Below are 21,820 nucleotides of genomic sequence, written 5' to 3' on the forward strand. Positions count from 1 at the left end.
AGGGCAATAAAAAAAGGCCACACTTTAAATGCGGCCTTATTGATCAATACTTTAAAAAAAGAAAGTTGATTTAGTTGAAACACCCATCGATTGAGGTATTCACTTCTTTTTGATCCATTCCCTTAGAAAGAGAAATCTCTTGTGAGATCAGATCACGACATTGTTCAAGCATCTTCTTTTCACCAAAACTTAAATTCTTTTTGTCTTTAAGAAGAAAAAGAGCGCGCAAAACTTCAGCAATCTCTGTAATAGAGCCTGTTTTAATTTTGTTCATATACTCTCTGTATCGTCTGTTCCAAGTGGATGTATCAATTGCGATTTCATGATCTTTTAAAAGACCATAAACTTGATCGATCTCATTATCACTAACAAGATCTCTTACGCCATTTTCACTATCAGTTGGCACCATGACTGTCATACCATTAGCGATAATTTTGATGATGTAGAAATACTTCGTCTGACCACCAAACTCACGCTCTTCGATATCACAAATTTGTCCGACACCATGTCCAGGACAAACCGTATAATCGCCAATCTTAAACATTTTTACCTCCTAACAAGATAAATCTATTTTGTTATACCGCAAAGCAAAACATGCCTCAATAAAGGTTGTAATTTTTACAAACTTGCTAAAAAGATTTGGGGTTTTAAAAAGATTGTTTTATTAAGCTCGGTTAATTCTTTTCAAGCTTATCCGTCACACCATTTCTCTAGCTCTCATCCCGTTAGAGAACCTCTAAAGGGATTTTTTTGAAGCCCAAGACCAACGACAGAGACCGAGATAAAAAGACAACTGAGATAGAGGGAATTTCAGTCTTTTGCTTCTAAAAAACTATCATCAGTATAACATTGAACTAATAAATATTTTGGAAAAGTAGCGTTTTTTTCTTAAGCGAACCCTAAGATCGCTTCATTTATGAAAAAAAAGGGAGCATTCGCCCCCTCTTTATCATTCATATTCTTAAACAAAGACTACTTAGTCCAAGCTCTCTTTATCATGCTTGAAAGAGCAACCAGAGCAAGGGCCCAGCAGTAATAGGCCTTCTCAGTTACTGAAAATGTAGAAATGTTAAAAGAGCTCGCGACTAAAAGGGCCTGAGCACCATAGGGAATTAATCCTTGCATTACACAACTAAAAATATCGAGAAGAGAGGCAACGCGCTTTCTTGAAAGTTGGTACTTGAGTTGGATTTCTTTTGCTAGTGGACCCGAAACAATTATCGCCACAGTGTTGTTGGCCGTACAGAGGTCTACGACAGAAACCATTAAAGAAATGCCCACTTCTGATGCCAGAGAAGATACTTTCGGGCCAAAGCGTTTTGAATATTCAATCAATGACTCTATGGGAGAGAGAAGAACTTTCATTCCTCCTTGAGACTTTACAAGAGCGCTTAAAGAGCCAATAAACATTGAGAGAAGAAAGATTTCCTGCATTCCGGTGAAGCCTTTATATACGTCTTTAGCAAGGCTCAGCCCCGTGTACTGATCAATTGTTAAAAGTCCAATAACTCCAGCAATAAGAATACCGATAATCAGTACAATAAAAACATTCATTCCCATTAGCGCCAAGATTAAAATCGCTACATAGGGTAGAACTTTATAGAGTTCGTAGTCGCTCACCTCAATACTTGGAAGAGGCTCCCCGACATAAATGAGATAAGCAATCGTAATGAAAGCGGCAGGAAGTGCGATGAGAACATTCTCTTTAAATTTATCTCGCATCTGACAACCAAGAGAGCGAGTTGCAGCAATCGTTGTATCAGAAATAATCGAGAGGTTATCACCAAACATGGCACCACTTAAAACAACTCCCGCCATCAAAGAGAGATCAATACCAAGCTTTTGCCCAATTCCTAGAGCAATTGGAGATACTGCTGCAATTGTTCCCATGGAAGTCCCCATGGCCGTTGCAACAAAACCACTAATAATAAAGATTCCCGGCAAGATGTAATCCACAGGAATGAAAGAGAGTCCAAAATTGACTGTAGCATCAACTCCACCACTGGCCTTAGAGACGCTAGCAAAAGCTCCCGCTAAAAGGTAAATCAAACACATTCCTATAATATCTTTATCACCGGCTCCACTAATGAGTGTATCTAGTGTTTCTTGAATCTTTTTTCTTCCACCGAGAATGACAGCTAAAATCAAAGCAGGTACAACCGCAACAGGTGCTGGAAATTGATAAAAGGCATAGTCAACACCTTGCAAGTGAAGATAGCTACCAACGCCTAAAAAGATGGCAAGAAATAAGGCGATGGGTAGTAGTGATAGTTTTTCTTTCATTTTCAAATCCCTTTATATTTTTGCTTTTGATACGCTATAGCGAACCGGCTTAGCAAGCAAGGCTTGCCAATGAAATAATTTATACACTACAGTAAAATTTATCGATAAAGGAATTCTTGTGACAACAAAATATAATGAAGGAGTCTTTTCAAACGATCTTCATATCAATGCAGATGATGTTTGTATTAAAGGGCAACTCACCCTTAAGCGACTTCTGCTGATGTTTCAAAAAGTTGCCTTAGAGCACTACACGACAAAAGCACAAAGCTGGGATGAGGTTGTAAAATCGGGACGTTCTTGGGTTTTAACTAAGATGGAGATTCACATAACCCGCCTGCCAAAACTTAGTGAGCAAATCCAAGTGGCCACTTGGTCTAAGGGAACTCAAGGAATTAAAGGCCATCGCGAATACGAAATTTCTTGTCAGGGAGAGATTCTTGTAAAAGCACAGAGCGAGTGGATTTATTTAAATTTCATTGAAAAAAAACCTGAGGAATTTCCAAGCGAGATGTTTCCAAATTTCATTCAAGTTCATCGCACGAATTTTAAAAGTGACATTTCCAATTGGCGCTTGAAAAAAGTAGGCCTTCAATCAGAGCCAATAACCTATGCCCTTCGCTACACGGACTTTGATATTAACCAGCACCTAAACAACACTTGCTACTTTGAGTTATTAGAAGATGCCCTTTGTTCTCGTGGTCTAAAAGCAAAGACTCTCTATGCGACATTCAAAAGAGAGATCCCTTTTGGTACAAAGAAAATTGATCTTTTTATTGAACAGAATGCTCAGACAGATGATGGCGCATCGCAAACATTCTCTCTTGAATTTAGAAATGAACAAACAAGCTCATTTCTTGCCAAAATACGAACTTAAAAAAAGATTATTTGCCATACATAGGGATCTCTTTTAGGATATTTCCACCAAGGAATCCCTATGAACACAAGATCTTCGACATTAGCAGTTACACTCTTAACTCTCCTTTACTCTATGCAGGTATATTCACTCGATAAAGTCGTTTATGGTGAAGACAATCGCATTGAAACAAGGGAAGCGTCGCAGAGGATTCAAAATATTGCAAAGTCCGTTGCGGCCCAAGTTCCCATGTATGCTTTTCGCTTTGGAGTGGAAGAAGGAATGGCCCAACTTCGATCCAAAACTCTTGAACAATTGGGTATTTGTTCTTACGAGAATTTCTTTCGTCAAACGACAGCTGCCGAGTGTAGTGCATTTCTCGTATCTCCAACAAAAATTCTAACAGCAGGCCACTGCATACAATCTCAAAATGAATGTAATAACAAAAAATGGGTCTTTGATTACAAAGTTGGAAATGGGTATTACGCAGGAAAAAACATCAAGGTTTACGAAAAAAACGTTTACTCATGCAAGAAACTAATTGCTCAAAAAGCTGAGTACTTCAATGGCAAAGATATCGTTGACTTTGCACTGATCGAACTAGATCGCCCCGTAACGGATAGAGCTCCCTTAAAATTAAACCTTCAATCGAAGATCACAAAACAAGATGAACTCCTTATTATCGGGCACCCGAGTGGACTTCCACAAAAGATCGCCGATGCTGGAACATTAAAATCACTAAATCCTTCTAAAAGCTACTACCTTGCTCGCCTTGATGCCTTTCAAGGAAACTCTGGCTCTCCTGTTATTAACGCTCAAACCGAAGAGGTTGAAGGAATTCTCATCTCAGGTGTAGAAGACTATGAAAGCGTTAAGAGAAATGGAAAGAGATGCTTTATCCCAAAGATCTGTACAACACAAGATCACTGCGAGGGTGAAGCTGTTTTTAAAATAGAAGAAGTTTTAAACTACACTAAAATTTAAGAACACCAAAGAAGCCAATTGGGTAGAACGTTTTACTATAGCGATCTTCCCACTTACTTCTACCAATCCCCCCTTCAATTCGAATAGAGAGCATTTCTTTGGACTCTTGTATTTCAATACCAACTAATGTGTTTACCGTTCGCACAATACCGCGAATGGACTCGTCTTCGTAACTAGAAGAACTTAATTTTGTAACCGTATCATAGAGAGAATAGTTTAAGTTCACATAATAAAGAAGATTCTTCGTTTGCCTATACCCGTAGAGAATTTCTGCTTCATAGGCATCATAGTCAAGGTCAGCCTGATAGTCCCTTGAGTCCGAACGAGAGACAAGATTTGTCGATGACTTACTCTCACTCCCATTTCCATATCCCAACATGATGGCCATTTTATGACCAAGCTCTTTTGCCTTTCCTAAAAACTGATATTTAAGTCCAAAGACATCTGCAGAATCATGGGCCGTATTGTAATAGAGATCTAATCTCTCTAGCACCCCAAGCTGAGCATAAGCCGCGATCCCACTTGATCTTGAAATGGAATCTGTAAAATCAGCTTCAACATCATCAAAAATATAATAATTATAGATTTGCGCCGTTTCATACTTTTGTAAAGAACCATAACCTATTCCAACTTCTCCACCAAGAGTTCTTCCCGATGACTCAGGCGTGTGAAAGCGGTTAGAAGGAATTTTAAAATCCACTGTCGTTGAACATGAAGTGAGAAATGAAACCATTAATAAGAGAAATAAAAAGCGCAACTTAACCTCGAACGTTAATAACATTTCTAAGAAGTTCGTCAGAAACACTCATGGCCTTAGAGTTTGCCGTAAAAGTTCTTTGAGTTTCGAGTAGATCGACTAACTCGGTACTCATATCAACGTTTGAAAGCTCTATACTTTTTGAGAGAACTTCCCCTCTTCCCTCTTCTCCTGGAGCACCAAGAGTGGCCTGTCCAGAGCTTGATGTCTCGACAAAGAGATTGCCTCCAACTTTTCTTAAACCTTGCTCATTTGTAAAATCGGCAATCATAAGCTGAGCGACATCTTTAACTTCCCCGTTATCAAAGAAGGCCTGAAGAGTTCCATTTGGTCCAAAGTTCATTGAACTCATTGTCGCTGCTTTAGATCCGTCTTTTGTCATCTTAGAAACACTTGTCTTTGTTCCATAGTGAGTCGTTGCATTTCGTCCATCACCCCCTTCATTAAGAGAGGGACCAAAATCAAAGTTAATTGACTGTGCTGGATTATCAGAGTCTTTAAAGTTGAAAGAATTCGTTAAGCTAGTTTCACTTAATAATTCACCTTTTTCATTAAAATCAATTGTTCCACTGGCACCCGAATACTTTTGTCCGGCCACTCCACCTTGATAGTCTTTGCCATCAATCATGGCATTGTATTGCCACTGCGTTTCTGAGACTTTGTTAAAATAAACACTAATGTGCCTAGAAGCTCCTTTGCTATCGAAGACTTCTATCACGCGAGAAAAGTTTGATGTAGCGTCGGGATTGTTTTGATCGAAAACCTTAGGTCTCTCTCTGGCATCAAAGTTATAGGTCATTTTAATACTACTAGTAGACTTTGCTCCAAGCTCAAGTTGATTAAGCTTTATTGGAAGCTGCTTATTCGTACGTTTCCCATTTTCATCGACTTGATAACCTAAGACTTTGTGACCATCACTATTAACAAGTTCACCATCTTTATTAAAATGGAAAGAACCATCACGGGAATAGGCCTGTCCAAAGGGAGTTTGAAGTTTAAAAAAACCTTTACCATTAATGGCCATATCTGTTGCCGAACTAGTTCTAGCAAGCTCGCCTTGATCAAAATTTGATTTCACTCTCGACTCTCTGACTCCTCCAAGATTTGAGGCAGAGTTTGAGTGATCATTCATCGAATCAGTAAGGACTTCTTCAAATTCAGAATTTGATTTTTTAAAACCTGCTGTCTGGGAATTACTGATATTATCAGAAACGCTACTCATTTTCTTTGAACTTGCTTGAAGACCTGTCATTCCAATCGAATAGGAATTTAATAGACTCATCTGTTCCTCCTGAACAAAGTCAATCTTATTATGTCAAATTTTGGGATGAATTAAAAATGAATTTTAGTTTAAATGAGAAAGGCCGACTTAAAACATAGGTTTCTAAGTCGGCCACTATAAGAAAAATCAATGATTTATTTCTAGTGACAGAACTTCCAAGAGTTCATCGAATTAATCGATAGTCTGATACTTTTTACACAACTTTTCATTAAAGGTGTTCCATTCATCTTTAATGCAATTTGAAAAGGAGCATCCTTCGGACAATAGCTAGGCTTTGCAATAAAACAATTTTTTGTTTGAACAGCTTCATTAAACTCATCAATTGAATCAGCAAGAGCATTTTCATATGTCTTTTCAAATTGCTCAGTTGATTCAAAGCGACCTGGGTAAAGATGAGTTACAGCAACGGCATCTCCCTGAGTAAAGAAACCACTTCCACCAACAACTCCTTCCGTACCAGCAGAAGATTCAATCTCATAGTGCATGATTGAATTTGCTACATAAGGAAGAATTACCGCTGTTTCACTACTGTGAGTTTTTAACATTTGCGACTCACAACCGACTTCATTAAAACCTATTCTCTTGCAATTTGCCTTTATCTCGTCATCACTCACAATACGATCCGGGTGCTGGTGCTCGTGAGCAAGACCTAGAATATGTCCAAATTCATGAACCATCGTGGCCTTTCTTGTAAAAGATGTATTCCCAATTCCCTCTAAGGACATATTAAATGGAATCTTTTTATTAATATAAGTTGGACCAACATAGGCCCAGTTCCCCTTAGACTCTAAGAAAGTAATTCTCACATGAGGTCTTACAGAAAGCTCCTCAGGAATATCATCTGGACTTGAGTAATATTCAAAGTTGATATTGGCAAATTTTGACCACGTATTCATCGATTCTTTAACTTCTTCGACAAGTTCGGCCACAGTCGTTCTTTTAGAATGAGCAAAACCCGACAAACGAATTGAGTCATCAATAATTGTTACTGGAATTGTATAACCAAGAGGCCAGTTGGCACCTTTTAGGGCAACGATATCACTGCTCAAAAATCCTTCTTTAGATGCAATGTTATCTTGTTTACCACAAGAGAAAAGCCCTAAACACATAACCAATAAAACACTTAACTTTTTCAACTGACTTCCTTTGTTTTTTGTTGATGAACAAAACATATTGGAAGCTCATTACTATTGTTATAAGTAGTGAATATTTTTACCCACTATGTAAGTAAATGTAAGTTTTATGTTTTTAACGCACCATTCTTACACTATGAAAATCCCTAGTTTCGCCTGTCAGAAAGCTAACGGCCCCCTTCATTTTTACAGAATCAATGGTAAGAGAGTGAAATTAAGAAAATAATATCACTATGTACTTCAAGCATTTCACAGTCATATCAAACGTTCTTTTGGCCTTTATTTTTCTTTTTGGCCCAACGAACTCTTATTCTCAAGAGTGCTATGACCAATACAAACAATTCTCATCTAAAAGAAGTGTACAAAAACTTAATTACCAAGAGGATCAAAGCGGATCCTATCTCTGGGTCAATGACATCTTAGTAACTGGGGAAGAAGTTCTTTATAAGACAGAAGACATTATCGATAGTCTCATGATTGAGCCCTACCACCTGATAAAATGGCGGGCAAACGGTACAAGAACTCTCTCACTTGGAGAGGGCTTTAGTGGGCTAGTTCCTTTTCTTCTTTCACAAGGAATTGAAGTAAAGGGTCTCGACCTTTGGTACCACGCCATGGATGATCTTCCTGCAAATAACAATACAGTTCGCTTAATGCGCGAATATACGAGAAACTATGGAAAACATTTAATTCAGGGAAGTGCAACGGATATCCCTATAGAAGATAACTCAATCGATATTATCATGGCCCACCAGCTCTTGAATAACTTAGACGAAAGGACATCAAGGGAAGTCATTAATGAGGCCATCAGAGTTATTAGGCCAATAGAAGGGCATATTAGACTTGTAGGGCTTAAACAACACAGTATTGATTATCTACAGCGCCTGCAAACTCAGGGACGCATTGATGTCAAATTTAAAAGCGTTTCTACAAATCATTATCGTTTAGATGGACTAAAAGTCCTTAAAAACGTGTATGTAGAGATCAAAAAAAGATAATTCTTTTACACCTCATTGAAATAGTGTTGATCTTTTATACAATGTCACACCTAGGGACAATTTATTAAGGATTCGTGATCCTACTTTCAAGAAGATGGAATCACTCCTTTGGCATCAAAATTGCTTTAAATTTTATTGAAATAGAAAAAAAAGATATCAAATTGGAAAAGGGGTTATGATGGGCCACTATTTTCAATTTTGACGTTAACTTTGAAATAAAGGGAGTTTATGTCTAATTCTAAAAAAATCGGTCTGACGACCTGGATTTTACTTTCTCTTATCGGTGGTCTTATCACGGGGATTGTTCTCAATCAGATAAGCGCGCACTCATCTCCTGAAGTCCAGGCCTTTATCGCAGACAATCTTGCAGGTGGAATCTTTCATGTTGTTGGAAAGATCTTTATTAAATCGATTAAAATGCTCGTTGTTCCTCTGGTTTTTGTCTCACTTATTTGTGGTGTAACCGGAATTGGCGACATTAAAAAGCTTGGTCGAGTTGGTGGAAAAACACTTGTTTTCTATCTACTAACAACGGCACTAGCAATTACTCTTGCCCTTGGAATGGCAAGTTTCATCAATCCTGGGCATGGGCTTGATATCGCAACGAATGCTGCAAAATTTGAAGCAACACAAGCGCCAAGTTTTGCTGAAGTCCTTATTAATGTTGTCCCTAACAACGTTATTGCCTCTATGGTTGAAGGAAATATGCTTCAGGTTATTTTCTTTGCCATGCTAACAGGAATTGCTCTGGCTTCAGTTGGTAAGAAAGCAGAAATGATCCTTACGTTCTTTCAAGAGCTCAATACAATCATTATGAAGATGATTACACTTGTTATGCTTATTGCTCCTTTTGGGGTCTTCTGTCTTATTGCTAAGGTATTTACAAATCAAGGAGTCTCAGCACTTCTGCCACTCATTAAGTATATGCTTACAGTTCTTGCCGTCCTCTTTGCACACCTCATGCTTGTGTATTCAGGAATGCTCAGAGTTGTTGGAAACCTAAGTGTTATGACGTTCTTTAAGAAGTTTTATGACACACTTCTTGTTGCTTTTTCGACGTCATCAAGTAATGCAACAATTCCAGTAACGATGAAAGCTGTAACTGAGAGACTTGGTGTTTCAAAATCAATTGCATCTTTTTCTGTCCCTTTTGGTGCCACAATCAATATGGACGGAACGGCCATTATGCAAGGGGTTGCCGTTGTCTTTATCTCACAAGTCTATGGCCATGATCTAGGACTAAGTGATTTTATTTCAGTTATCCTAACAGCAACACTCGCTTCGATTGGAACAGCTGGTGTTCCAGGAGTTGGTCTGATTACTCTTTCAATGGTTCTTACACAAGTAAATCTACCAGTTGAAGGAATCGCACTAATCATTGGTGTTGATCGACTTCTCGACATGACAAGAACTGCTGTTAATATCTCAGGTGATGCTATCGTTTCAATCCTTGTTGCAAAATCTGAACAAGAATTTGATGAGAGTGTCTATAACGATAAGAATGCAGGACAGTACGATGTCGATGAAGAGCTTCAAGAGCTTAACGAGCACATCCATGAAATGCATGATGTCTACGATCACAACGAAGCCGAATTACAACAATAAAAAAGAAGGCCCTCAATTGAGGGCCTTTTTTATGGATAAATAATAAGTGGTGTTCCATCGGGAATAAAGTCATAAAAGAACTTCATATTTTCATTCGATAAAGCAATACATCCCCAAGTCCAATTCAGTCTTTTTAGAAATTGATAAATCTCCTTAGAATTGGTCTTATTCAGAACTTTCTTTGGTAGCCCATGAATGAAGATTTCATTACCTGGGTTATCTATTTTGTTTTCTCTTGCATACTCGAGGTCCTTATCATTTGGGTAATTCACATGCACCGATAGATAAAAGCGACTTTCAGGATTATGGTAATCAAGAATATACTCTCCTTCTGGAGTCTTGCGATCACCCTCTTGCCTCTTAGGTCCATTAGGATTTGATCCAAGCATGACGGGGAACTCTTTAATGAGTTCATCATTTTGATAGATTTGCATGATACGTTTACTTTTATAAACGACAACTCGCTCCCTTGCAAAAGAACTAAGAGAGAGAACAGAGATGACAAAAAGAAGCATTAAATTTTTCATAGAAATGCTTTTGTCATCCATTAGAGTTTAGAGCAAATTATACTCACAGATAATGTAAGTTTTTCTTATTGAGTAAAAGAAGTAAGCTCTTAAAATGATTCACTTTATTGAAATTCCAATTCTTCGTTTCTCTATTTCGAAGAGGAAGAAGTCTAAGCCTCTTATAATCGAGAACGGTTGTTAAATGATCCACATCTTCTTCAATCACACTATCTCCAAAAGGAAAATGTGTTGAGCGAAGCTCTACGAGACCATCATTTTTTCCATATTTTTTTTCTATGTGATCACGTGTGAATTCAAGTGGAGTTTCAACAAGTGGTCTATCGGCAATAGAAGATCGGTAATGAATGAACCTCAACCCCTTCATGGCCTTAGCAATCGCCTCTTGATGTTTTTTATGAAACTCTTGTCTCTGCTTCATTGAAATAGAAAGAAGCCCATCGATGCTTCCTCCAAAGAAATCAAAAATCCACCTAGAGCCTCTTCCAAGAATGGGACCACCGCCTAGAACATCGGCTATATAAGCGCCATAAAAGGGAGATTGCATTGTGATCCATCCCTTTGTGCGGTTTTTAATTTTTGTATTATTCATTATAACTGAAAGAAATTCAGGCCCACCTTTTGAATGAGAGATAATAACAATATCCCCTTCAATCTTTGAAAGCTCTGCTTCAATAAAGGCCGCATTATTTGAAACAGGATCTTCTGACTCAACAATGATTCGCTTATACTTAAGCCCCATCTCTTTTGCGTAATTCATGTAGTCTCTGAAATAGTCTCCAAGAATAATTGATACATTGAGTGGCTGGTTAGAATCAGCAATACTTGTTTCAGAAAGAATTCCAGGAAGAAAAACAAAAGTCACATCTTTAAACTTTGTCTTTATCTTTTCATCATCCGCTTTAGAAATTGCTGATCGCACGTTGAAATAAATCTCGGAGATATCATTTGAATAAGTTGTATTCGAAAAAATTATCGAAAAAATAACAAAGAGAAAAAGTGACGATTGAACTAATTTTTTTTTCATTTTAAGGCCTTTCTTAAGCCTATTTTATCTTCTTAGATCGAATGTGAAAACGACAAGTAATCAAGCTAACTTACTAATTTCACACAATACCCAAGCTTTTCACTCAAGATCGTCATTTAAAAACCGAAAAGCCAGAAGTTGCAACTTGTCTTGATAATGGATGTTAAATGAAAAAAGCATTGAATGAATGGTGGAAAATTATCTTCACCTTAGTTTTATCGACCTCGCTAGGTGTCTCTCTTTATTTTTACGAAGAGCAAGCGCCAAAGAGTGAGAACTCAAAAGCACCACTAAGAAGTATAGCTTCTACAAACTTCTCTTTTGGAGGAAGTTGTATTTCTCAAGGAAAATGGGTTCAAGAGGCCCTGAGTCAGCTCGACGAAATTAGAGGCGTCATGGAACAACTCCAAGGTGATGAAAATTGCCAAAGCCTCATTAAGGGAATCAATGTTGCAAATCTTGAAAACTTAGCACCAGATATGAAAGTTGAAGGTCTAGAAAATAACAGCATCGATATGGGTGTCATTAGAGATGTCGCAAGATACTCTCAAAGCTCTGATGCTCTTAGCATTCTCTTTGCTAAGGCCGTTGAAAATTCAATTATTAAAACAGATATCGAAAAGTCAGATCTAAGAACGGAAAATTTATTTGCAGGTGGAGTTTCAACCCTCAATGGTATTATTCAAGCACTCCCTCAACATGAACAATGTCTACTCAATCATCCAAATGCAGCGTGGAGTTTAGTAAACGCTTCAACAAAGATGATTTCTGCCGTCGCGGGTGGTGGAGATATCTTCACTTCGGGAATTAATAAGACAGTTGAAAGTCTTGTAAGCTTTCTTCAGAATAAGAAATTTTCTAAAATTTATGGAAAGATCAATGCTACAGAATTCTGGAGCTCTATCTCTTGTATCTTAGAATCTGCGACAGAGAACTACTGCGCGGCTAAAGATGCAATCGAAATGATTGAGTATTCAAAGTCTAGACCTGAAATGATTCCTGAGTTCAAAAAGGATCAATACAATCCTCTTGAAGGTTACTTTATTCTAAACAGGGAAGTTAAGATCGTCACAGACTGGCTACAAAGAGTCCAATTTGGAGTTAAGCCTAGGCTCATTACCGATGCAACTTATAAGAACACAGTTCTTCAAAACATTAACAAATTGCTCTCTGATAACTTCAACTTGATTGCTTACATAAGTGATAGAAGAATCAACTACGCAAAAACAGCTCAAAATATAAAACAAAAGAGAAACTATCTTCTTGAGACAATTGAAGCACTCGTAGGAATGACGGCAAGAGGATGGGGACAAGACTCTAAACAAGGAAGTGTAAACTTCTACCACATCGTTGTACCAGAAATTGAAATGCCTTGGTATTTCATGGGTATTGGAACAATTCCTGAGGCCGTTGCGGCCAATAATGAAGGTCGTTTCGTTATGGCCTGGGATAAATATGTTATCGGTGATGGATCTTTTGAAAACATTCCTGCTTTTAAAGATCCTGACAGACTCTTAGAGATCATTGAAAGACAGGTTGAAGACCTTACAAATAAGGCCATTAGTTCTGGTAGTGCATACTTTAGAGAGCGTTTCATTGTCGATATTAGAAACTTAGTCGATGAAGCGGTTACGAGTCAGACGATTTCTGTTAAAGACTCTCTTATTCGCATTAAGTCTTATCTAACGAAATTTGGAAACAAATTAGAAAAGCATAGAGGTGAATACTATGTTGATCCTGAGATCCTTCCTAATATCGCTGATACGATTACAAAAATAGATGCTGTTCTTGAAAAGTTTCGACTCCTCACCGACTACTCCGAGGGTAAACTACAGCTTTTTTACGATACCAATAAATTTAAAACTTTTGAAGCGGCCATCCGTGTTTTGGGTGATCCCAAAGGCCAGCTTGGTTCAACATATATCGATCTCATTGATACAGTCTACGATCAATTCAATATTCTCTTACAACGTGAATCATTCATGATGACACGTTTAAATACATTTGTTCGCTACGACTACTCATTCAATATTAAAAATAAAATCAATATGACTGAGTATCAAAAAGATCTACTCTTAGTATCAGGGAATGATCTTCTTAGTCGTCTTATGAACGACTCTATCGGATCTGATCCTGCGAGTATGTTGACTCAACTTAACATGGCCCAATATATTAACCAGACGAATATCGCTAATATTGAAAGACTTTTTTCAGATTACATGATTCGTTTTATTCGCGAATTGGATTTAATTGAAAGTGGAAAAAATAATAGTGATATCAACATAACTAAAAAGAATATAAGTGATCTTGCAAAAGACTCTTATATTCCAAGTCTTGGACTTGGTAAGTTCTTTTTTAATATCTTCTATCGAGGAGATCGCTATGAATTTCCAATTCTTCAAGGAGATGTAGATAAGGTCATCACAAGAGAAGATGAATACAATAGTATACGTGCAACAAAAGCGAGATTCTGTATTCAGTCTCTTGCTTTTAAAAATAAAGATAAGTATCTCGACTACTGCCTAGACTCACGCCTTGAGAGCTTCGACCCAATGCTCTTAGATGAACATGGTTCAAGTCTCACAATGAGTTACAACGATATGATTTACCAGTATCAAAAGGCCCTTAAAAAGAGCGAGAACTACGGTTCTAAAAAAGATTTACGAGAAGTGAATTCATCGCACGTCTGTGCCTTTAGAAACTATAGAAGAAAGAACCAGGCGCACTGGCTCCTTAAACAAGTGAACGAAGAGTAAAAGATATGAAAAAGACACCTCTCCTATTATCCATGATACTTCTAAGTTCATGCTCGATGAATACACTTCAAAAGCGTGGGCCAAGTTCTTTTAATTTTAAAAATTGCTTTAAGCACTATTCTAAATTTAAAGAAAACTACAATATCTTTGTCAATGGAATAGAAATTGTGGATAACTTTGATCACAGAAGCTATCTCAAAGAGCGAGATTATATAAAAGGCCTTCTTGAAGAGAATAAGACCACAGAGGTCTTAATTGAAAAACTACAAAAAGATTATTTTGAAACGCTCGAAAAGAAGATTGCCTTTATTGACGCTATTACAGAGTACGATAAATACAATCTCACAAGTATTGAAGCACAATTGCTTGATAAAACACTCTCTCGTTCTAAAAAGAAATACCTAAATAATCTCTTTAAGAAAATCAATCGCCTCGACTTTAGTTACGGAATTAGCCCCAGGCAATTAAAAGACATCGTTCATGCACAATATATGGCCAATAGAGTCGACCCTCAGGGAGTTAACACTCTATTGAGTTACTTTGGTCTAAATGCTAAAGAGCTCGTCTACAAAAAAATTATTCTCGCCTCTTTAGAGGGATCACTTGAGGAGAATCTTCAGCGTCACTTTCATGCTAGAAATAGCTTATTAGAGCGACTCGATCCAGTAGGAAAAACAAAAAGTATATTTAAGAAGACTTTCACTGCAATGATCTCACTTCCGGCCCTAGGCCTTTCAAAGGAAATGGTTCGCTTTAATTTCACGAAAGAGGAGCTCGAATTAATCGCTTTTGAAGGAATCGATAAGGCCTCTGATATAATTCTTAAAAAATACAAGAACAGGGCCACAGCTCAGCTAGCGATAAACCATGCCAAAAGCGCTATTATAGCAGCAAGCTCTATCAGCATGCTGTATATGACCTATCAATACTCAAGTGGTATTGAAAGTGCTATCAACAGTAAAACTCTTGATAGGGCCCAAGAAATTACTCTTAAAAACTATGTCGATCTTCTTCTTGAATTCTACCTCGTACAAGAAAAGCCCGAAGGCTTTGATGAGGTTGCCTATCGAAATGAGCTTATACAAAAGTATAAAGACTACACGACCAATGAACTCGATGAGCTAATTGAAGAAATAAAAGAAACTAGAAAAAGTTACTCAAAAGATCTATTTGAGCTTAAAAGAGCGCAGAAAATCAAAGAGGCCAAAGAAAAGACGAATCATGAACTCATGAAGAAAGTTGATCTTAGAAAGAAGTATTTAGAAATTGTTCGAAACCAGCTTGTTAATAAGCTCTCAAGTGTCGAGCGAGAAAATGATAATAAGTCGCTAACAACATTTGATCTCGTAGACACGATTAAGGAAGTGACAGAAAACCTCTCTACCGATGTGCTTATTGATTACATAAATGGAAATGAGAAAGATCAGAAAGAATTAGAAGACATTATTCTTAGGAGTCTAAGTAAATCAACTCCTGATTTATTGAAAGAGTTAGATAAAAACCCAATTAGATCATAGGCAAAAAAAGGCCCACCGAAGTGAGCCTTATTTTTTTTTGAATTAGAATCTTGAGAATACTTCGTTCTTGTCGAAAAAGTAGTTAATCTCTCTATCAGCAGAAGCAAGAGAATCAGATCCGTGAACAGCGTTTTCACCGATTGATTTTGCATAAAGCTTTCTAAGTGTGTTCTCAGCAGCTTCAGCAGGGTTAGTTGCACCCATGATTTCTCTGTTTTTCTCAACTGCATTTTCACCTTCAAGAACGATAAGTACTACAGGTCCTGAAGTCATGAATGATACTAGCTCACCAAAGAATGGTCTTTCTTTGTGCTCAATATAAAAACCTTCTGCTTTTTCTTTTGAAAGTACAGTAAGTTTCATAGCAGCGATTCTTAGGTTTTCACCTTCAAATCTCTTTACGATGTTTCCGATGTTGTTATCAAGCGCAGCGTTTGGCTTAATGATTGATAGCGTTCTTTCCATTTTTATTCTCCTTAAAAAAGTCGATTACTTTCTATTTTTTAGAACTTCTTCCATTTTTTGACCAAGTTCACTTGGAGAGCGGCATACTGTTACACCACATTCTTCAAGGATCTTGAACTTTGCTTCTGCAGTATCATCAGATCCACCGATGATCGCACCAGCGTGTCCCATTCTCTTACCCGGAGGCGCTGATGCACCTGCGATGAAAGATACAACTGGCTTTGTCATATTCTTTTGAATCCAACGACCAGCATCTGTTTCAGCTGAACCACCGATCTCACCGATCATGATAACAGCTTCAGTTTCCGGATCATTCTCGAAAAGCTCTAGCACGTCAATGAAGTCTGTCCCATTTACAGGGTCTCCACCGATACCAACACATGATGATTGACCGATATCTCTTTGAGTAAGCTGATATACCGCTTCATAAGTTAGAGTACCTGAACGTGAAACAACACCAACTTTACCTGGCATATGGATGTGACCTGGCATAATTCCAATCTTACACTCACCTGGAGTGATAAGACCTGGACAGTTTGGCCCAATCAATCTTGTTTTAGAACCCTGAAGAGCAGCCTTTACTTTTACCATATCAAGAATAGGAATTCCTTCTGTGATACAGATAACAAGTGGCATTTCAGCGTCGATACACTCAAGAATTGAGTCAGCAGCAAATGGAGGTGGAACCATGATCATAGCGGCATTAGCACCAGTTTTTTCCATTGCTTCTTTAGTTGTATTGAAAACAGGGAAACCTTCGTGAACTGTTCCACCTTTACCAGGAGTAACACCACCAACAAAATTTGTTCCATAATCTCTTGATTGAAGAGAGTGGAAAGTTCCTTGTTTACCAGTAAAACCTACTGTAATTAGTTTTGTGTCTCTGTTAATTAGAATGGCCATTATGCCTCCCCTTTAGCAGCTTCAACAACTTTCTTAGCCGCATCACCTAGATCATCAGCTGCAACGATTTCAAGGTCAGACTCATTAAGAATCTTCTTTCCAAGTGCAACGTTTGTTCCCTCAAGTCTAACAACAAGAGGAACCTGAATTCCAAGTTCTTTAGCTGCAGCAACAACACCTTCAGCGATAATGTCACATTTCATGATCCCACCAAAGATGTTCACAAGAATAGCTTTTACATTGTCATCAGAAAGGATAATTGAGAAAGCTTTTTGAACAGCTTCTTTAGTTGCTCCACCACCTACGTCAAGGAAGTTCGCTGGCTCACCACCGTGAAGCTTAATAATATCCATTGTACCCATCGCAAGTCCTGCACCATTTACAAGACACCCAATGTTTCCATCAAGCGCGATATATGAAAGACCGTACTCATTAGCTTCGAGTTCTTTTTCACTCTCTTCTGTTGGGTCCATCATAGCGGCAACTTCTTTTTGTCTAAAAAGAGCGTTGTCATCAAAGTTTAGTTTTGCATCAAGAGCAATGAAGTCACCCGACTTAGTTTTTACTAGTGGGTTAATTTCAGCAATTGAACAATCTTTTGCAAGATAAAGGTCGTAAAGTCCTTTGAAAAACTTAGAAGCTTCTTTCACTTCTTCTTTATCTTTAAGACCAATACCGTAAGCAAGTTTTCTACCAACATATGGAGTGAAACCAGCTGCTGGATCAACTGCTACTTTAATGATCTTTTCTGGAGTTTCTTCGGCGACCTTTTCGATCTCCACTCCACCTTCAGAAGAAGCCATCATTGTAACTTTACCCGTCGATCTATCCAGGACGACACCTGCATAGTATTCGTGAGCAATGTCACATCCTTCTTCAATAAGAAGAGTGTGAACTTTCTTACCTTCAGGTCCTGTTTGGTGCGTTACTAGTGTTTTACCTAGAATGTCTTCAGCGTGAAGCTTTACTTCGTCAAGAGACTTAGCAAGCTTAACCCCTCCAGCCTTTCCACGGCCACCAGCGTGAATTTGCGCCTTAACAACCCAAATGTTACCACCGAGCTTTTTAGCTCCCTCTACTGCTTCGTCCACAGTCTTTGCTACCTGGCCTCCAAGGACATTAAGACCGATATCTTTCATCAGCGCCTTGGCCTGGTACTCGTGTACGTTCATAAAAAAACTCCTAAGATTTTTATGTTTGGAATCAAAGTTGATTCAATAATAGTCATGACGCACCTATCATACTAGGAGCACTGTTCCATAACAAGTTGATTTCTTTTGATTATTTTGATCAACTATAAAAAAAGAGGATAATATAAGGAAAAAGGAGCGTTACGATGCTTAAAAATAAACAATATTACTGTTTACAACCGGCAAAATTTAGACTTGATGGCGGTGCAATGTTTGGAATCATCCCTCGTCCGCTTTGGAGCAAGGTACATCCTAGTGATGAACACAACAGAATTGATATGGCCCTTCGCCTTCAGCTTATTAGGACTGATGAGAAAGTCATCCTCATAGACACAGGAATTGGAGATTATCACGGTGAAAAATTCGATAATCAATTTGATGTTCGCCAAGGAAAAGAACCTCTTTCTAAAGCTCTCGCGGCCATTGGTCTGTCTGTTGATGATGTGACAGATCTTATTATCTCCCATATGCACTTTGATCACATCGGAGGTATTGCCATTGAAAAAGAGGGGCAGCTCGAGCCAGTTTTTTCAAAGGCGACTCTCCATCTACACAAAGAGCATTACCAATATGCAAATAACCCGACAGAAAGAGACGGTGGCTCCTTTCATATGCATGTCTTTAATCCCATAGTTGATTGGTATAAGGATAAAAATCAAATTCATTGGCACGAAGGAACTGAGGGTCTACTCATCTCTATGCCACAAGGAGATCTTCGATTTAAGTGCTCTTTTGGTCATACTCCTTGGCTCATGCATCCCTATGATGACAAATTCATCTACCTGTCAGATCTCATCCCAACGAGCAATCACATTCATATCCCTTGGGTCATGGGCTATGACATAGAACCAGGAGTCACGACAAAATACAAAAGAGAGTTTCTCGATTTTGTTATTGATAAAAATCTAACGGCCATCTTTGAACACGACCCACTTTATTGGGGTGCTGATATTGAATTAAACGAGAGAAAGAAATACGTGGCAAAGAAGCGTTATGAGGCCAAAGAAGAGTTGGCTACTGAGCTTTTGAAATAAGATCTTCTAATGATTTAATTTGAGCGTCGATCTCTTCTAAGAAAGTTGAGATCTTTCGCTCAAAGACATCCCGAAGCTTCTTTTTTACGTTCTTTCTAAGCCATCTCTTTGAGCGAGTTGACGTCACCATATCACTAACCAGTGATCCATATTCTTTATAAGATGTGAAAAGGTCTTCATAGAAACCTGTTTCACTATCATTGAGCTTCACTCTTTGATTAATTTTAATGACGATCCCATTGTAGAGAGGGCCAATATACTGATGGTACTCTTGTTCAAATTCATCTACAGAAGCACCGTTTAAGGCCTTATCAAGGAGTCTAAAGTAAGAGTCTCTTGATCGCATTGTAAATGAACGAAGTGTTTTATAAAGTTCCAGTCTTTGATTGAGTGGATCAATAATGGCCTTTTTCTTGGCCTTCTTTCTCTCTTCAAGTTTTGAAAGGAATTCTTGCGCTTCTTTTGGATAAAGAAGACTATTTCTCTTATAAGTTTTGAAAGGGATTTCTTGGCCTTTGGAATCGAGCTTCGACTTTAATCCCATCGGTCGATAAAGAATCGTCACAGCATATTCACCGTGATCTATTTTGATTCCCTTTTCATAACGAAAGTCTGTAAGAGAACCAAAATGCTCATTCAAAGTTCCCCTTGCACTGAAGATCGTCTCACTATCACTCAAAGTCTTGCCCTTGATGGATTTGAACTCAACTTGAACTTCAAATAGTCCTTTTAAATTAGAGGCCATCCAAATTAAAGAACTCTCTCTATTGAGGGCCAGATCAAATTGCAAAGGAGTAGGTTTAGCATAGGCTACTTTTTGCAACTGTCTCAGCTGAGTAACCACAATATTAGTAGGCTCATTATTAACAAGCTTTGGTTTTGTAAAAAAGTAAGCGATCCCAAGAGCACTTAACATGACACTTACACCAACAATCACTAAGACGACAGATGAGTGAGAGAACTTTCTAAAGTCTTTGATTGGTTGTTCTTCTAAGAGATCTTCAGATTCATCGAGTTCAGTTTCGAGTTCAGGAAGCTCTTCATACTCTTCGATATATTCATCGGCAAGCTCATCAGGAATTTCATCGACCTTGGAAACAACTTCTTCGTGCTCAAGCTCAACATTTTCTGGAACAGTAGTGACTTCAGGAATATCAAGCGGTGGTTGATCAATAGGAGGAACATCCTCTTGTGACACATCCGATATTTCATCTTCATCTATTTCATAGATGTCATCAGAATCATTTAACTCAAATTCTTCACTTTCATTAAGATCAACGGGAGGAAGTGGAGGTAGTTCAGGAAGCTCGGGAAGAACTTCTGGCTGAATAGGTAGATCTGGAAGAGAAAAGAACTCTTCAAACTCTTCAAGCGTGTCGACTCGAAAGAGTTCATCATGCCCCTTCTTCTTTAGAAGACTCTCTCCACGTAGCTCCCCTTCACTCAAAAGAGCGAGAACATGAGAGCGATCCAGAGGACCGAGCATTTGATTATTTTCAACAACAAACCATACTTTATTCATAATATACTAACATGCTATACTCTCCTTTAAACAATCACAAGCTCTTGGAAACATTTATGAAAGAAGATTTTAAAGAAATAGAAGAACAACTCTCAAAACGAGCAGGCGATCGCCTCCAGGCCTACTTTAGCGATGACCAAGTAGAGCATCTGTTCCTCTTAGCAAAAAGTGATATTGGTGTTTGTCGAAACGGCGGAAGAAGAGGGACTCGCTACGCAGCTCAAAATATAATGAACTGCTTAAAAAAGATGCAGGTTCAAAACGGCGAGTCTTTAAGCCTGAAAGAAAAAACAGTCATCACAGATCGTGATGCTCATGACTTCAACAGACTTCAAGAAAAAGAGATCGAAAATATAACGCAAGGACTGGCAGAGAGTTCAAAAAATATTATCCACTTTGGAGGAGGTCATGATCATGTCTACCCTCTTTTGAAGTCTATTGAAAAAGAATCGAGAAAAATCCTTGTCATCAATATCGATGCTCACCTTGATACGCGAACAGATGAGCTCTACCACTCGGGCACTCCCTTTAGACAATTTGCCAATGAAACCACGGGAGAATTTAAGCTCATTCAACTAGGTATTCACGATTTCGCCAACGCGAAGAGCAATTATCAAAAGCTAAAAACGGGTGAAATGGATATATACGGTCTCGATCAAATGAGAGAGTGGACTAAAAGCTTTACACAGAACATTAGTCCAAAGCTCGACGAGCTCACTGAAAATTTTCGTGATTACACCGTCGTTTTGAGTCTTGATTGTGATGCTCTTTCAAGTGATATCATGTCTGGTGTTAGTGCCGTTAATCACAAAGGAATTCCGGCCAACTGTGTTGAACAGATTTTCACTTGGTACAAGGAGCTTAAGCAAGAGAGAAAGTATCTGGGTATTTACGAGTACAATCCCCTCTTTGATGATCTCTCGCAGAAAGGGGCCCGCTACCTCAGTGCTCTAATTTATGCCTTTTTATTCTAAACATGATAAA

19 protein-coding genes are annotated in these 21,820 nt (G+C 38.2%); 8 read left to right on the top strand and 11 right to left on the bottom strand.

Annotated features, from left to right (window positions below; genetic code table 11):
* Nucleotides 1–70: 70 nt before the first annotated feature.
* Together HBN50_RS09625 and HBN50_RS09630 are read right to left on the bottom strand one after the other, a co-directional pair.
* The gene (locus HBN50_RS09625; protein WP_273869517.1) at nt 71–544 is read right to left on the bottom strand and encodes a CarD family transcriptional regulator; all 474 of its coding nucleotides are present in this window, start codon (nt 542–544) and stop codon (nt 71–73) included.
* A gap of 428 nt (nt 545–972) precedes the next feature.
* Entirely contained in the window at nt 973–2,283 is a 1,311-nt protein-coding gene (locus HBN50_RS09630) for a Na+/H+ antiporter NhaC family protein (RefSeq protein WP_273869519.1), read from the bottom strand.
* A gap of 118 nt (nt 2,284–2,401) precedes the next feature.
* Between HBN50_RS09630 and HBN50_RS09635 the strand changes: the two genes are divergently transcribed.
* Nucleotides 2,402–3,157 carry an acyl-[acyl-carrier-protein] thioesterase gene (locus HBN50_RS09635; protein WP_273869520.1) on the top strand — a complete coding sequence of 252 codons (756 nt, stop codon included), beginning with the start codon at nt 2,402–2,404 and terminating at the stop codon, nt 3,155–3,157.
* Between the two features lie 60 nt (nt 3,158–3,217).
* Nucleotides 3,218–4,120, top strand: coding sequence for a trypsin-like serine peptidase (locus HBN50_RS09640; RefSeq protein WP_273869521.1), 903 nt, complete (start codon nt 3,218–3,220; stop codon nt 4,118–4,120).
* Here the strand turns inward: HBN50_RS09640 and HBN50_RS09645 are convergent.
* The 3 genes from HBN50_RS09645 to HBN50_RS09655 all read right to left on the bottom strand — a co-directional run bounded on the left by HBN50_RS09645 (nt 4,110) and on the right by HBN50_RS09655 (nt 7,295).
* Nucleotides 4,110–4,877, bottom strand: coding sequence for a hypothetical protein (locus HBN50_RS09645; RefSeq protein WP_273869522.1), 768 nt, complete (start codon nt 4,875–4,877; stop codon nt 4,110–4,112). The two genes, HBN50_RS09640 and HBN50_RS09645, sit on opposite strands and share 11 nt — an antisense overlap.
* Nucleotide 4,878: 1 nt before the next feature.
* The gene (locus HBN50_RS09650) at nt 4,879–6,159 is read right to left on the bottom strand and encodes a flagellar hook protein FlgE (RefSeq protein ID WP_273869523.1); all 1,281 of its coding nucleotides are present in this window, start codon (nt 6,157–6,159) and stop codon (nt 4,879–4,881) included.
* Nucleotides 6,160–6,299: 140 nt separating this feature from the next.
* Nucleotides 6,300–7,295 carry a M12 family metallopeptidase gene (locus HBN50_RS09655; RefSeq protein ID WP_273869524.1) on the bottom strand — a complete coding sequence of 332 codons (996 nt, stop codon included), beginning with the start codon at nt 7,293–7,295 and terminating at the stop codon, nt 6,300–6,302.
* Nucleotides 7,296–7,525: 230 nt separating this feature from the next.
* Here HBN50_RS09655 and HBN50_RS09660 point away from each other — a divergent pair, with 230 nt between their 5' ends.
* Nucleotides 7,526–8,290, top strand: coding sequence for a class I SAM-dependent methyltransferase (locus HBN50_RS09660; protein ID WP_273869525.1), 765 nt, complete (start codon nt 7,526–7,528; stop codon nt 8,288–8,290).
* A gap of 228 nt (nt 8,291–8,518) precedes the next feature.
* Entirely contained in the window at nt 8,519–9,895 is a 1,377-nt protein-coding gene (locus HBN50_RS09665) for a dicarboxylate/amino acid:cation symporter (protein ID WP_273869526.1), read from the top strand.
* A 29-nt stretch (nt 9,896–9,924) separates the two neighbouring features.
* On the opposite strand, the gene HBN50_RS09670 is transcribed toward HBN50_RS09665, so the two are convergent.
* Both HBN50_RS09670 and HBN50_RS09675 read right to left on the bottom strand, forming a co-directional pair.
* Nucleotides 9,925–10,422, bottom strand: a complete 498-nt coding sequence (locus tag HBN50_RS09670) for a L,D-transpeptidase family protein (protein WP_273869527.1) — start codon at nt 10,420–10,422, stop codon at nt 9,925–9,927.
* A gap of 43 nt (nt 10,423–10,465) precedes the next feature.
* Nucleotides 10,466–11,449 (bottom strand): hypothetical protein, encoded by a 984-nt coding sequence (locus HBN50_RS09675; protein ID WP_273869529.1) that lies wholly within the window; start codon nt 11,447–11,449, stop codon nt 10,466–10,468.
* Nucleotides 11,450–11,616: 167 nt separating this feature from the next.
* On the opposite strand from HBN50_RS09675, the gene HBN50_RS09680 reads away from it, so the two are divergent.
* Both HBN50_RS09680 and HBN50_RS09685 read left to right on the top strand, forming a co-directional pair.
* The gene (locus tag HBN50_RS09680; protein ID WP_273869530.1) at nt 11,617–14,205 is read left to right on the top strand and encodes a hypothetical protein; all 2,589 of its coding nucleotides are present in this window, start codon (nt 11,617–11,619) and stop codon (nt 14,203–14,205) included.
* 5 nt (nt 14,206–14,210) lie between these two features.
* The gene (locus tag HBN50_RS09685; protein WP_273869532.1) at nt 14,211–15,722 is read left to right on the top strand and encodes a hypothetical protein; all 1,512 of its coding nucleotides are present in this window, start codon (nt 14,211–14,213) and stop codon (nt 15,720–15,722) included.
* 42 nt (nt 15,723–15,764) lie between these two features.
* On the opposite strand, the gene ndk is transcribed toward HBN50_RS09685, so the two are convergent.
* The 3 genes from ndk to sucC are packed head-to-tail and all read right to left on the bottom strand — an operon-like array spanning nt 15,765 to nt 18,262.
* Nucleotides 15,765–16,193 (bottom strand): nucleoside-diphosphate kinase, encoded by a 429-nt coding sequence (gene ndk / locus HBN50_RS09690; RefSeq protein ID WP_273870852.1) that lies wholly within the window; start codon nt 16,191–16,193, stop codon nt 15,765–15,767.
* 18 nt (nt 16,194–16,211) lie between these two features.
* Nucleotides 16,212–17,090 (bottom strand): succinate--CoA ligase subunit alpha, encoded by an 879-nt coding sequence (gene sucD, locus HBN50_RS09695; RefSeq protein ID WP_273869533.1) that lies wholly within the window; start codon nt 17,088–17,090, stop codon nt 16,212–16,214.
* Entirely contained in the window at nt 17,090–18,262 is a 1,173-nt protein-coding gene (gene sucC / locus HBN50_RS09700) for an ADP-forming succinate--CoA ligase subunit beta (protein WP_273869534.1), read from the bottom strand. The genes sucD and sucC overlap by 1 nt, the downstream gene beginning before the upstream one ends.
* 164 nt (nt 18,263–18,426) lie before the next feature.
* On the opposite strand from sucC, the gene HBN50_RS09705 reads away from it, so the two are divergent.
* Complete coding sequence (locus HBN50_RS09705; protein WP_273869535.1) at nt 18,427–19,314, top strand: MBL fold metallo-hydrolase; 888 nt, start codon at nt 18,427–18,429, stop codon at nt 19,312–19,314.
* On the opposite strand, the gene HBN50_RS09710 is transcribed toward HBN50_RS09705, so the two are convergent.
* Nucleotides 19,295–20,836: a hypothetical protein gene (locus tag HBN50_RS09710; RefSeq protein WP_273869536.1), complete on the bottom strand. Its 1,542-nt coding sequence runs from the start codon at nt 20,834–20,836 to the stop codon at nt 19,295–19,297. The genes HBN50_RS09705 and HBN50_RS09710 overlap by 20 nt on opposite strands.
* 56 nt (nt 20,837–20,892) lie before the next feature.
* On the opposite strand from HBN50_RS09710, the gene HBN50_RS09715 reads away from it, so the two are divergent.
* Entirely contained in the window at nt 20,893–21,810 is a 918-nt protein-coding gene (locus tag HBN50_RS09715) for an arginase family protein (RefSeq protein ID WP_273869537.1), read from the top strand.
* Nucleotides 21,811–21,820 lie beyond the last annotated feature (10 nt).

Source organism: Halobacteriovorax sp. GB3 (assembly GCF_028649655.1).
Classification (GTDB): domain Bacteria; phylum Bdellovibrionota; class Bacteriovoracia; order Bacteriovoracales; family Bacteriovoracaceae; genus BSW11-IV.